12 protein-coding genes, 1 tRNA gene and 1 other RNA gene are annotated in these 11,720 nt (G+C 68.2%); 5 read left to right on the forward strand and 9 right to left on the reverse strand.

Translation table 11 applies throughout. The features are described 5' to 3' along the window. Positions 1-48: 48 nt before the first annotated feature. Together ACWGJP_RS12940 and ACWGJP_RS12945 are read right to left on the reverse strand one after the other, a co-directional pair. Entirely contained in the window at positions 49-222 is a 174-nt protein-coding gene (locus ACWGJP_RS12940) for a hypothetical protein (RefSeq protein WP_452330185.1), read from the reverse strand. Positions 223-419: 197 nt separating this feature from the next. Then, positions 420-492, reverse strand: a tRNA-Lys gene (locus tag ACWGJP_RS12945). A 125-nt stretch (positions 493-617) separates the two neighbouring features. On the opposite strand from ACWGJP_RS12945, the gene ACWGJP_RS12950 reads away from it, so the two are divergent. After that, a complete protein-coding gene (locus ACWGJP_RS12950; protein WP_452330186.1) occupies positions 618-1,424 on the forward strand; it encodes an inositol monophosphatase family protein in 807 nt (268 codons plus the stop codon). Positions 1,425-1,447: 23 nt separating this feature from the next. Further along, positions 1,448-2,014, forward strand: coding sequence for a hypothetical protein (locus ACWGJP_RS12955; RefSeq protein ID WP_452330187.1), 567 nt, complete (start codon positions 1,448-1,450; stop codon positions 2,012-2,014). A 7-nt stretch (positions 2,015-2,021) separates the two neighbouring features. Here ACWGJP_RS12955 and ACWGJP_RS12960 read toward each other — a convergent pair whose 3' ends face one another. Together ACWGJP_RS12960 and ssrA are read right to left on the reverse strand one after the other, a co-directional pair. Beyond that, entirely contained in the window at positions 2,022-2,750 is a 729-nt protein-coding gene (locus tag ACWGJP_RS12960; protein WP_452330188.1) for a hypothetical protein, read from the reverse strand. A gap of 66 nt (positions 2,751-2,816) precedes the next feature. Next, positions 2,817-3,186, reverse strand: a transfer-messenger RNA (tmRNA) gene (gene ssrA / locus ACWGJP_RS12965). 133 nt (positions 3,187-3,319) lie between these two features. Here ssrA and ACWGJP_RS12970 point away from each other — a divergent pair. Then, positions 3,320-3,988, forward strand: a complete 669-nt coding sequence (locus ACWGJP_RS12970; protein ID WP_452330189.1) for an SIMPL domain-containing protein — start codon at positions 3,320-3,322, stop codon at positions 3,986-3,988. A gap of 12 nt (positions 3,989-4,000) precedes the next feature. Here the strand turns inward: ACWGJP_RS12970 and hflX are convergent, their stop codons facing one another. Continuing rightward, a complete protein-coding gene (gene hflX, locus ACWGJP_RS12975) occupies positions 4,001-5,512 on the reverse strand; it encodes a GTPase HflX (RefSeq protein ID WP_452330190.1) in 1,512 nt (503 codons plus the stop codon). A gap of 79 nt (positions 5,513-5,591) precedes the next feature. Between hflX and ACWGJP_RS12980 the strand changes: the two genes are divergently transcribed. Both ACWGJP_RS12980 and ACWGJP_RS12985 read left to right on the forward strand, forming a co-directional pair. After that, complete coding sequence (locus ACWGJP_RS12980; RefSeq protein ID WP_452330191.1) at positions 5,592-6,236, forward strand: class I SAM-dependent methyltransferase; 645 nt, start codon at positions 5,592-5,594, stop codon at positions 6,234-6,236. Positions 6,237-6,334: 98 nt separating this feature from the next. Further along, complete coding sequence (locus ACWGJP_RS12985) at positions 6,335-7,723, forward strand: DUF222 domain-containing protein (protein WP_452330192.1); 1,389 nt, start codon at positions 6,335-6,337, stop codon at positions 7,721-7,723. A 62-nt stretch (positions 7,724-7,785) separates the two neighbouring features. On the opposite strand, the gene dapF is transcribed toward ACWGJP_RS12985, so the two are convergent. From dapF to miaB, 4 genes are read right to left on the reverse strand one after another with little or no spacing between them, the layout of a single operon-like run. Further along, entirely contained in the window at positions 7,786-8,658 is an 873-nt protein-coding gene (gene dapF, locus ACWGJP_RS12990; RefSeq protein ID WP_452330193.1) for a diaminopimelate epimerase, read from the reverse strand. A gap of 23 nt (positions 8,659-8,681) precedes the next feature. Beyond that, positions 8,682-9,218, reverse strand: a complete 537-nt coding sequence (locus ACWGJP_RS12995; RefSeq protein ID WP_452330194.1) for a dihydrofolate reductase family protein — start codon at positions 9,216-9,218, stop codon at positions 8,682-8,684. After that, on the reverse strand, positions 9,215-10,126 hold the full coding sequence (gene miaA, locus ACWGJP_RS13000; protein ID WP_452330195.1) for a tRNA (adenosine(37)-N6)-dimethylallyltransferase MiaA: 912 nt from the start codon (positions 10,124-10,126) through the stop codon (positions 9,215-9,217). The genes ACWGJP_RS12995 and miaA overlap by 4 nt, the downstream gene beginning before the upstream one ends. A 24-nt stretch (positions 10,127-10,150) precedes the next feature. Beyond that, positions 10,151-11,704: a tRNA (N6-isopentenyl adenosine(37)-C2)-methylthiotransferase MiaB gene (gene miaB, locus ACWGJP_RS13005; RefSeq protein ID WP_452330196.1), complete on the reverse strand. Its 1,554-nt coding sequence runs from the start codon at positions 11,702-11,704 to the stop codon at positions 10,151-10,153. Between the last annotated feature and the right edge of the window lie 16 nt (positions 11,705-11,720).

Here is an 11,720-nt window from a genome sequence, read left to right on the forward strand (position 1 = left end):
GGTGTAAAGGCCCGTCACCCAGAGGTGGCGGGTCTTCCCGCATCCGCGTCAGTCCTCGCGCGGCTGTTCCTCGGCGCGAGGCTTGCTCTCGCGCGACTCAGATGCGCGGTCGGTCGTGTGGGCCTTGCTGCTCTCGTCCGCGCGCTCCGGCGCGCCACCGGAGGCCGTGTCCGCCTCCTCGTTCTCGCCCGGCACGCCACGGGTGTTCTGCGGGTCGCTCATGTCGGCTCTCCTCTCGGTCGATGCCTCGAGCGTCGTCGCATCGTGCCGGCGCGGCCAGGCCCTTGACGGTGGCCGATCGCTTGCTCTCGTGCCGGACCACGTCACGTGCGGTCGACGGCAGCGCCCTGATTCTGCAGGCGGCTGCCCGAAAAACAGAGAAGCCCCAGTAGATGGCGAGATCTACTGGGGCTTGTCCGTGCACCCCCTGGGACTTGAACCCAGAACCCACTGATTAAGAGTCAGTTGCTCTGCCGATTGAGCTAGAGGTGCGTTGGCCGGTGTTCCCCGGCCGAGGAATTACGTTACCAGTTCTTCGCTCGCATGCGAAATCGAGGCCGCCCGTCACACGGCGACGCCGGGCACGCCTCGATCGAGCCCGAAGGTATCCTTGTGAGGTGACAGACTCCCCCTCTGCATCAGACCTCCGCGACGACCTCGCGCTCGCGCTCCGGCTCGCGGATGCCGCGGATGCGGAGACGCTCCCCCGGTTCGACGCCACCGACCTCGAGGTCTCACGCAAGGCGGACCGCTCGCACGTCACAGACGCCGATCTGGCGGCCGAGCGGGCGATCCGCGGCATCCTCGCCGCCGAACGTCCCGACGACGGGATCCTGGGCGAGGAGTACGGCACGGAGGGAGACGCGCGCCGGCAGTGGATCATCGATCCCATCGACGGCACGGCGAACTTCCTGCGTGGGGTCCCCCTGTGGGGCACCATGATCGCACTGGCCATCGACGGCGTCCCGCAGGTCGGCGTGGTCAGCATGCCGGCGTTCTCCGGCCGGCGCTGGTGGGCCAGCACGGGCGATGGCGCATGGACCGGCACACCGGAGAACCCGCGGCGGATCCGGGTGTCCTCCGTCGACAGCCTCGATGACGCGAGCGTCAGCTTCCAGAGCATCACGCAGTGGGCGGATGCCGGGAAGACGCGTGAACTTCTCGCCCTCGCCGAGCGGGTCTGGCGGGACCGCGCCTACGGAGACATCTATTCCTACATGCTCCTCGCAGAGGGCCGGATCGAGCTCGTCGCAGAGTTCGACGTGAAGGAATACGACATCGCCGCTGCCGTGCCGATCGTCCGCGAGGCCGGAGGCCGGATGACCTCCTTCGACGGCGTCGACACCCTCGCCGCACGCTCGGCGCTCGCCACCAACGGCGTGCTGCACGACGCCTTCCTCGCCCTGCTCCACCCTTCCGACTGACCGCCACACCGACAAGGCCCGAGATGATCCCCCGCATCCCCCTCGCCGCAGCATCCACCCTCGTCCTGGTGCTGGCCCTCGCCTCGTGCGCCGCCCCCGAGACGCCGGAGCCGACGGCGAGTGCACCTGCACCGGCGCCGACTCAGACGACGGCCCCCGTGAGCGAGGAGACGCCGGAACCCGAGGCCCCCGCAGAGGATCCGACCTGCGAGACGATCATCTCCGAGGGCACAGTCAGCGCCTTGCAGGATCTCGGATGGTCGGCTGAGAAGTCGGACTTCGTCCTCATCGACGGCCCGCTGGAGGGCGGCATCTACTGCGCGTGGGCGAACTGGGAGGAGCCGTCCGATCATGGGCAGTTCTTCGCCTGGGCTCCCCTCGACGCCTCTGCCGCCGCCCAGGCGCAGAGCACGCTCGTCGCCGAGGGCTGGATCCGCGAGGACGGCACCGAAGGCTCCTACCTCACCGAGGACCCCTCTGCCGCGTTCCAGACGGACGAGGACGGCTACGGCATGACCTACCTGTTCGGCGACGGCTGGGTGAAGTTCGCGGACACGAAGCAGAGCCTCATCCTCATCGACTGGCCCTGAGCCGGACTCAGACGAAACTGTCCAACGCGCGCCGGTAGCTGTCGTTGTCCTCTCGCGTTCGATCGGTCATGAGGAGAGCGTTCGATCCGACCTTGCGCGCGAAGACGCCGGAACAGGGAATGGTCACGATCTTCGTCAGACCCGCGCGCCACGCAGGAATCAGAGACGGCAGATCTCTCCACTCAGGACTCTCATCGAGACTCTTCGGGATCGACCGGATGCGAGCGTTCGCAGGCCCTCGAAGCCAGATGCTGTACCGGTCATCGGCGAATGCGCCGTCGCCGAAGGAGTCGCGCCAGCCCGGCCCGACCATTCGGCGCAGAAGCTCAGCGCGCGCGAGCGAGCCGTCGGCGGTGCCGTCAAGCTCGTCGAACCATCGCGGGTCATGGTCCTCCTGACCCACGTGCGCCACAGCAGCGCTCCAGACCTGGGGCCATGCCGCCTCCCACGTGTCGCGTGTGTCAGTCGCAACCGAGGCGTGCTTGGCCGTCGGAGGCGTAGCCGTGAGCAACGGGGGCAGGTCCTCGCCACCGGGCCGGAGCCCATGCGCCTCCCGGATCCAGAGCAGCTCCATGAGCAAGCTGGGCGACTCGTCGACGGTGATCGACATGTCGTGCGGCCACGGGTTCCCCGGTAGCGGTGCGCTGGATCTCATTACTCCCCCTCTGCTCCTTTCATCCTTGCTGTCTCGTGCGGTCGCAGCAACGTCCCGCGTGACCGACTGAGCACGCCTCACTACACGAAAAACCCCTCGATCCCCGTGTTTCCAAGGGATCGAGGGGCTTCCTCTGCGACAGCGACATGGTGGAGCTGGGGGGAATCGAACCCCCGTCCAACGCTGAGTCTCCACGCCTTCTCCGGGCGCAGTCTGTGAAGACGTTCTGCTCGGCTCCGACCTTTGTCACAGACACCTAAGTCGACAAGCCCAGCCTGGGAAGAGTCCCGCGTGACGTCCAGACGCCGTCACGCAGCAAGATTCCTAGATGACGCCAGGATCCGTATCGGAATCACATACGGTCTGACGGACTATCGGGCTCGCTTAGGCAGCGAGGGCGAAGTCGTTGCGCTTGGATTCGGCAACTATTTTTTCGCAGGGAGCGTTCACGAGATAACCCTGCATCCTCGGCCCGCTTCTCGTGGATTCACAGGCGCTGTCGAAACCGATCAGCCCCGTGGTCCTTCTCTCGAAGGAGCCGCTGTCGCACTGTGGAATTACCAGTTCGGATGCTTACGCACCCGAGCATTACAGACTACAACGTATCCCGCTTCCACGCCATTCCTCGCCGCTCGCGTAGAGTCACCAGCATGAGCGACGTCACCATCACCGTCCGCGGCGAGAGCGAGGCGCGCATCGCGCCGGAGCGCGCCACCATCCACGTCACCATTCGCACCGAAGGCGCAGAGCGCGCGGCAGTCGTCGAGCAGGCCCTGCGCCTGTCCGAGCCGGTGAGAGTCAGCCTGACCACGAGGTCGGATGCCGGAACACTCATCGACTGGACGAGCACGCGCCTGTCCGTGCGCGCCGAACGGCCGTGGAACAACGAAGGCAAGCGCCTCGCACCCGTGCACTATGCGAGCATCGACTTCACCGCCACCTTCGCTGAGGCCTCCGAACTCTCCGATTGGGTGTCCGATGTCTCCGCCTGGGATGCCGTCGAGGTCGGAGGAGTGAACTGGCACCTGACTCCCGAGACGCTCGCGCGCGTGGAGCGGGACGTCGCCGCCGCGGCGGTCGGAGTCGCGGTCGCACGTGCCGAGGCCTACGCCGGCGCCCTGCACCTGAGCACGGTCACCCCGGTCGAGATCGCCGACGTCGGCCTGATCTCGAGCGGACGTCCCGAGAACGCACCGCTCGCGAAGGGCAGGATGATGGCATTCGCGGCCGCCGATGCAGCCGGCGGGCCCGCGATGGAGTACGAGCCCGAGGACATCGCCGTCACTGCGACCGTCGAAGCGCGCTTCCTGGCCCGCTGACGGCCGCAGCGCTCAATCGGCGACGACGTAGCGCGCGAGATCCGCAGCCAGGCGCTCTGAGACGCGTGCGTGCACGGCTGTTCCGTGCTCACCGTGCTCGGCCGAGAGCAGCATCCCCGTCTCATGGATCGCCGCGACCAGATCGCCGCGGTCGTACGGGACCAGGGCCCGGATCTCGACCGCAGGCTTGGGCAGAGCCTCTTCGACGGCGAGGCGGAGCTCGGCGATACCCTCCCCCGACCTCGACGAGACGAAGTGCGCGCGCGGCTCGAGACCGCGCAGCACGAGCCGCTCGTCGTCGTCGATGAGATCCGCCTTGTTGAAGACGATGATCTCGGGCATGTCCCGCACGCCGACATCGCCGAGCACGTCGCGCACCGTCTGCAACTGGCCGGCTGGGTCGGGGTGCGACCCGTCGACGACATGCAGGACGACGTCTGCGTCGCCGACCTCCTCCAGCGTCGAGCGGAACGCCTCGACGAGCTGGTGCGGAAGGTTGCGCACGAAGCCCACCGTGTCGGTGAGCGTGAACACGCGCCCATCCGCCGTCTCGGTCCGGCGCACCGTCGCGTCCAGCGTCGCGAACAGCGCGTTCTCGACGAGGACTCCGGCGTTGGTGAGCGCGTTGAGCAGGCTGGACTTACCGGCGTTCGTGTAACCGGCGATGGCGACGGACGGGATCGTGTTGCGCTTGCGCTCCGCACGCTTCGCATCGCGCGCGGGCGCGAAGTCGCGGATCTGCCTGCGCAGCAGGGCCATCTTTGTGCGGATGCGCCGACGATCGAGCTCGATCTTCGTCTCACCCGGTCCGCGCGATCCCATGCCCGCGCCACCGGCGCCGACCTGGCCACCGGCCTGCCGGCTCATCGAGTCACCCCAGCCGCGAAGCCGGGGAAGCAGGTACTCGAGCTGTGCGAGCTCGACCTGGGCCTTGCCCTCACGGCTCTTGGCGTGCTGGCTGAAGATATCGAGGATCACCGTCGTACGATCGATCACCTTGACCTTGACGACGTCCTCCAGCGCGCGCCGCTGGCTGGGTGCGAGCTCAGTGTCGGCGATCACCGTGTCGGCGCCGACCGCGGCGACGATGTCCTTGAGCTCCTGCGCCTTGCCTCGCCCGAGGTAGGTCGCGGGGTCTGGGTGCGGGCGGCGCTGCAGCAGGCCGTCCAGCACGACGGCACCGGCGGTCTCGGCAAGGGCCGAGAGCTCCCGCAGCGAGTTCTCCGCGTCGTCCTGCGCTCCCTGCGGATACACGCCGACGAGCACGACGTTCTCGAGCCGGAGCTGCCGGTACTCGACCTCGGTGACGTCCTCGAGCTCGGTGGAGAGGCCGACGACACGGCGGAGAGCGTGCCTGTCCTCGAGATCCCACTGGGCCCCGTCCGCATCCGTGTGCGCCGCCGTCGCAGCATCCTGGATCGCCTGCGCCGCACCGAACACGTGCGCTTCGGTGCGCTTCTCGGCGTTCGACAGGACGCGATCCAGCGTCTCGTCGGTGCGGTTGTCGTTCGTGGTGTCGGTCATCCGATCCTGTTCTGTCTTGTGTCTGCGTCTCGGCAGGAGCGCCTTAACCTTAACCCCCGGTGTCCGGTACGCTCGCCCTATGGGGTCTGACCACTACTTCACCGCGGCCCCGGCAAGCCCCGAGAACCTGCGCACCATAGAGGTGACTCTCGCAGGCCGTCCGCTCAAGGTCACGACGGCCGGGGGCGTCTTCAGCCCCGATCGGCTGGATGCCGGCACCGCCGTCCTGCTCGCCAACATGCCGCCCGTCCCACCCGGCGGCGACTTCCTCGACCTCGGCTCCGGCTGGGGACCGATCAGCATCAGCATGGCCCTCGCCGCTCCTCATGCGACCGTGTGGGCCGTCGACGTCAACGATCGAGCTCTCGACCTCGTCCGTCGCAACGCCGATTCCCTGGGTCTCAATAACATCAACGCCGTGCGCCCCGAGGATGTTCCCGACGAGGTGCGCTTCCGCACGATCCGCTCCAATCCCCCGATCCGCGTCGGCAAGGACATCCTGCACGACATGCTGGAGAAGTGGATCCCCCGCCTCGACGAGCGCAGCGACGCCTGGCTGGTCGTGCAGCGCAATCTCGGAGCCGATTCCCTTCAGCGCTGGATCGGCTCGACCTTCCACCCCGGTTACAGCGTCTTCCGCGCGGCGACGGGCAAGGGCTACCGCGTCCTGAAGGTGCGCAAGCACGGCACCCCGCCGACGGAACCCATCACGCTCGCCGAATAGGTCACGCCTGAACTTCGGTTCAACCTTGGGTCGAAGGTATACGCCGTATCCGCGGAATCTCGCGCGCCGATGTCGGTGGCCCTCGCTTGAATGGGAGCGTGTCCAACGAAGACGAGGTCAGCCCGGTCGGGCAGCACATGCTGCTGGACGACGTGGTGTCCACGCTTCAGGGCGTCGAGCAGACGATCCACCAGCTCGAGGCGACCCGCGCGGCCCTTCTCACCGTCGCTCATCGGATCGCCGATGACGATGCCGTCGAGCTGACCGATCTCGCCTCGCGGGAGATGGCGCATCGCGCGGTCGCGACCGAGATCGGCGCCGCCCTGCATGTTCCCGATCGCACGATCGAAGCGCAGATGGCCGAGGCGATGCTCCTGACGGAGTGCTTTCCCGCCACGGCGGCCGCGTTCGGCTCCGGGCGGATCTCGAAGGCGCATGTGCGGATGATCCTGGCCGCCGGCGCTCCGATCGAGACGACGCAGGGGCGTGCCGTGTTCGAGGAACACGTGCTCGCCAGAGCCGTGCACGAGTCCGTGAACCGCGTGCGCCCGTACGCGAAGCAGATCGCCGAACGCGTGCGGGGAGTGTCCTTCCAGCAGCGCCAGGACGAGGCGCGCAGGATGCGGCAGGTCTGGGTGACCGATGAGGAAGACGGCGAGAGCACATTGCATGTGCGCGGCGCGTCAACGATCATCCACGGCGTCCACGACCGCCTCACGCAGATGGCGCATGCGGTGAAGACCGAGGACGACCGCGCCGCGCGAGCCGCGGAGGCGGATGCGGGTGCTGCGAGCGCGGATGCAGGTACCGTCGACGGGCACGCCCGCGACACCCGCTCGCTTGGCGAACTCCGTTCGGATCTCGCTTGCGATCTCCTGCTCACCGGCGTGCCCAGCGCCCACCAGAGCCTCGAGCACCTTCTCGCTCAGATCCGGGCGATCGTGGAGATCACGGTGCCCTTCCTCACCATCGTCGATCCCCTGTCCATCGCACCGCCCGCCCATCTGACCGGGGTCGGCCCGATCGATCCCGAGACCGCGCGCCTGCTCGCCAGGGACGCGCCCGGGTGGGATCGGGTGATGACCGATCCTGTTTCCGGCGCCGTTCTCGCGACGGACAGGTACCGACCGACCTCCGAGCTGCGTCGACATCTCAGATCCCGCGATCGTCGTTGCCGATTCATGGCATGCAACATCTCTGCGCGCAAGATCGACGACGATCACGACGTGGACTGGGCCCTCGGCGGCCCGACGGATGCAGCGAACCTGTCGGGCAAGTGCCGGCGCCACCACATGATGAAGCACCACACGCCCTGGACGGTGAAGCACCTTCCCGGCGCCGTTCTGGAGTGGACCAGCCCGACCGGACGCGTCTACACCGACCGCCCTCCGGGCGCTCCCGCCCACGTGACCTTCACAGACATCCAGCAGCGCGTGACCACCGCGGACCCCTGGGTCCTCGGCGACACCAGCACCTCGCCGTTCTGAGGCTCCGCTCAGCGGGGCTGACACACCGAGTCCTCCCCCATGCGAGCCACGTCGACACGGCGTCAGACGAGATCGATCTCGCCGCGGAATACGAGCTGCGCCGGGCCGGACAGTGCGACGTGCTCGCCGTCCTCGGCGGGGAACATCCGTACGCCCAGAGTGCCACCGGGCACCTCGACACGCCAGTGGTCCGGAGCCTGAGCTCCGGCCCAGTACCGCACGGCCAGCGCGGTCGCGGCGACACCCGTGCCGCAGCTCAGCGTCTCCCCCACACCGCGCTCGAAGACACGCATCGAGACGTGCCCGACGCCATCGCGCACGAGCGGCTCCCCCGGCACGACGAACTCCACGTTCGCCCCCGCCTCCGGGGCGGGGTCGAGCTGCGGCGCGTACTCCAGCTCGAGAGCCGCGAGCTCCTGCTCAGAGGCCAGCGCGACCACGACATGCGGATTCCCGACGTCGATGCCGAGCCCAGGCCGAGCGACCGGCAGCCCGCGTACCCTCGCCAGCGGCTCACCGCCGGCGAGCTTCCAACGACCGAGGTCCACCTGGTAGCCGGTCTCGCTGCGGGTCACATCGCGAACGCCGGCGCGCGTGCCGATCGGCAGCGTGGAACCCGGTTCGATGACCGCGAGCCCTGCCCGCACCAGATAGTGCGCGAAGACGCGGATGCCGTTTCCGCACATCTCGGCGATCGATCCATCGGCGTTACGGTAATCCATGAACCACTCGGCCGCCGGCTCCTCCGCGAGCGCGGCCACGCCTTCGGGAAGGGCGTTCGAGCGCACGACGCGGAGCACACCGTCCGCTCCGATGCCGAAGTGACGGTCGCAGATCGCCGCCACCTGATCAGCGCTCAGCGTGAGCTCTCCATCGGGGTCGGCGATGATGACGAAGTCGTTGCCGGTACCGTGCCCCTTGGTGAATGCGACCATGTTCCCAGTCTATGGAATCCGCGCTATGCGGCGCCTGCGCCCACGACCCGGTACCGGCCGCAGAGGAACGCTCCGTTCCGGGCGTGATCGACGAGCTCGAGATCCATCGCCCTGGGCAGCAACGGCGCCCCGGCGCCGAGCGTCACCGGCGCGTACTGCACCCACACCTCGTCGAGCAGCCCTGCGTCTGCGAACTGACCCGCCAGCTCTCCCCCGCCGACGATCCAGACGTCCTTCTCGCCTGCTGCGGCCGTCATCTCTGCGTGCACATCGCGCACATCGGCCTGTGTGAAGCGCACATCACCGGTCGTCGGCGCCGCCAGATCGCGATGCGTGAACACCCAGGTCGGCTGCGCATAGCCCCACACCCCGTTCTCGTGCTCCATGACCCACTCGTAGGTCGATGCGCCCATCGCCAGCGCGCCGATTCCCTCGATGAAGGCCGGGTAGGCCATCGGCCCGTTCTCGTCGATCTCCTGCTTCAGCAACCAGTCGAGGGAGTGCTCGGGCGTCGCGATGAAGCCATCGAGACTGGTGGCGGTGTAGAAGTGCGTCGTCATGCGTTCAGGATGTCAGCAGCCTCCGACATCGGGTCGCGCCATTCGATCGTCGGGTACCGCTTGAACCACGAGACCTGGCGGCGCGCATAGCGGCGGGTCAACGCCTGAGTCTCCGCGATCGCCTGATCCTGCGTCATCCGGTCGTCCAGCTGAGCCAGCGCCTGCGCGTATCCGATCGCCCTGCTCGCGGTGACGCCACGCTCCAGGCCGAGCTCGCGCAGCATCCGCACCTCGTCGAGAAGACCGGCCGCCCACATCCCCTCCACGCGCTCGTCCAGCCGCTGCACGTGCTCCGCCCGTTCCACATGCACGCCGATGATCCTCGTTCCAGGCCGCCAGAGCACCGGCGCCGCAGGCAACGCGGCGCCGTGCGTCGCCTCGCCCTGCTCGAGCACCTCGAGGGCCCTGACGATGCGACGTCCGTTCTTCGGGTCCACCCGCTGGGCGGTGAGCGGATCGGCGATACGCAACCGCTCGAACAGGACTCCGGCCCCGAGCTCGTCGAGCTCGCGCTCCAGTCGCTCCCTCGTCGCAGCGTCCCTGGGCGGGAACCGGAAGTCGAAGATCACGCTCGAGACGTACAGACCGGAACCGCCGACGAGGATCGCGTCCCCGCCGCGCGCATGGATCTCCTCGACGGCCGCACGGGCGAGCGGCTGGTACCAGGCGACCGCGGCCTCCTGGGTCACCTCACGGACGTCGAAGAGATGATGCGGGATGCCGCGCCGCTCCTCGAGCGTCAGCTTGGCCGTGCCGATATCCATGCCGCGGTACAGCTGCATGGCATCGGCGTTCACGATCTCCGCGGGGTTCCCGCTCGCCCGCAGGCTCTCGGCCAGCCGAAGCGCGAGGTCGCTCTTGCCCGTGCCGGTGGCGCCGACGACAGCCCACAGCCTCGGACTCGTCATCCCATCCCCCGCATCCGGCGTCGATCAGACGCCGGCGCGCAGCGTGGGCAGCCCGAGCGACACCGCGCGCGGCGCGCCGGAGGCGGCTCCTGCTGGGGCGGGCACTCCGCACGACTCCGCCTGCGCGCGATCCCAGGCGTCTCCGCCGCGCGTGCGGCGGATCCTCAACGGAGCACCCGTCGGGTCGTCCGCGAGGAGGTGGAACGGAGCGCCGTGCGTGATGGTCACCGTGACGACATCGCCCGGTCGCGGCAGCTCAGAGCCCTCCGTCAGCTCGAAGTGCACGAGGCGGTTGTCCTCCGCCCGGCCGGTGAGACGATGCGTCTCCGCATCCTTCTTGCCCTCGCCGACGGAGACCAGCACGTCGACGGTCCGCCCGACCTGCTTCTGGTTCTCCTCCAGGGAGATGCGCTCCTGAAGCGCGATCAGCCGGTTGTACCGCTCCTGCACGACGTCTTTGGGAACCTGATCGGCCATGGTCGCGGCCGGCGTCCCCTCGCGGATCGAGTACTGGAAGGTGAACGCGTTCGCGAAGCGGGCCTGCTCGACCACGCGCAGGGTGTCCTGGAAGTCCTCCTCCGTCTCGCCGGGGAAGCCGACGATGATGTCGGTGGAGATCGCCGCGTGCGGCATCCGCTCACGGACGCGGTCGAGGATGCCGAGGAACTTCTCGCTCCGGTACGAGCGGCGCATCGCCTTGAGGATGCGGTCGCTGCCGGACTGCAGCGGCATGTGCAGCTGCGGCATCACCGCGGTCGTCTCCGCCATCGCGTCGATCACGTCGTCGGTGAACGCGGCAGGATGCGGGCTGGTGAACCGGATCCGCTCCAGGCCCTCGATCTCGCCCGCCGCGCGCAGGAGCTTTCCGAAGGCGTGGCGATCGCCGAACTCCACGCCGTAGGAGTTGACGTTCTGCCCGAGCAGCGTCACCTCGATCGCGCCGTCCTCGACGAGCAGGCGGATCTCGTTCAGGATGTCGCCGGGACGACGGTCCTTCTCCCTACCGCGCAGACTCGGGACGATGCAGAAGGTGCAGGTGTTGTTGCATCCGACCGAGATCGACACCCAGCCGCTGTGCGCTGAGTCGCGCTTGGTGGGAAGCGTCGACGGGAAGATCTCGAGGGACTCGAGGATCTCGAGCTCCGCGTCGCCGTTGTGGCGTGCGCGCTCAAGCAGCCCGGGGAGCGACCCCATGTTGTGCGTGCCGAAGACGACGTCGACCCAGGGTGCCTTCTGCTGGACGACGTCCTTGTCCATCTGCGCGAGGCACCCGCCGACGGCGATCTGCATACCGTCGTGCTTGTCCTTGATGGACTTCAGGTGCCCGAGGGTGCCGTACAGCTTGCCTGCGGCGTTGTCTCGCACGGCGCAGGTGTTGATGATGACGACGTCGGCCTCCTCGCCGGCACCCGCCTTCACGTAGCCGGCGCTCTCCAGCGAGCCGGAGAGCCGCTCGGAGTCATGCACGTTCATCTGGCAGCCGAAGGTGCGCACCTCGTAGGAGCGCTGGCGGCCGTCCATGCCGACAGCCGCGGCGGAGGACGCGATGATCGTCGGTTCACTGCGCGGAGTACTCATGATGAAGACATTCTAC

This window comes from Microbacterium sp. NPDC055903, assembly GCF_053615555.1.

Excerpts from the sequence above, each read along its gene's own strand:
- ACWGJP_RS12995 (WP_452330194.1), bottom strand. The coding sequence starts at position 9,218 with ATGACGACGCACTTCTACACCGCCACCAGTCTCGATGGCTTCATCGCG.
- ACWGJP_RS12955 (WP_452330187.1), top strand. The coding sequence starts at position 1,448 with ATGATCCCCCGCATCCCCCTCGCCGCAGCATCCACCCTCGTCCTGGTG.
- miaB (WP_452330196.1), bottom strand. The coding sequence starts at position 11,704 with ATGAGTACTCCGCGCAGTGAACCGACGATCATCGCGTCCTCCGCCGCG.
- hflX (WP_452330190.1), bottom strand. The coding sequence starts at position 5,512 with ATGACCGACACCACGAACGACAACCGCACCGACGAGACGCTGGATCGC.
- miaA (WP_452330195.1), bottom strand. The coding sequence starts at position 10,126 with ATGACGAGTCCGAGGCTGTGGGCTGTCGTCGGCGCCACCGGCACGGGC.
- ACWGJP_RS12940 (WP_452330185.1), bottom strand. The coding sequence starts at position 222 with ATGAGCGACCCGCAGAACACCCGTGGCGTGCCGGGCGAGAACGAGGAG.
- dapF (WP_452330193.1), bottom strand. The coding sequence starts at position 8,658 with ATGGTCGCATTCACCAAGGGGCACGGTACCGGCAACGACTTCGTCATC.
- ACWGJP_RS12970 (WP_452330189.1), top strand. The coding sequence starts at position 3,320 with ATGAGCGACGTCACCATCACCGTCCGCGGCGAGAGCGAGGCGCGCATC.
- ACWGJP_RS12980 (WP_452330191.1), top strand. The coding sequence starts at position 5,592 with ATGGGGTCTGACCACTACTTCACCGCGGCCCCGGCAAGCCCCGAGAAC.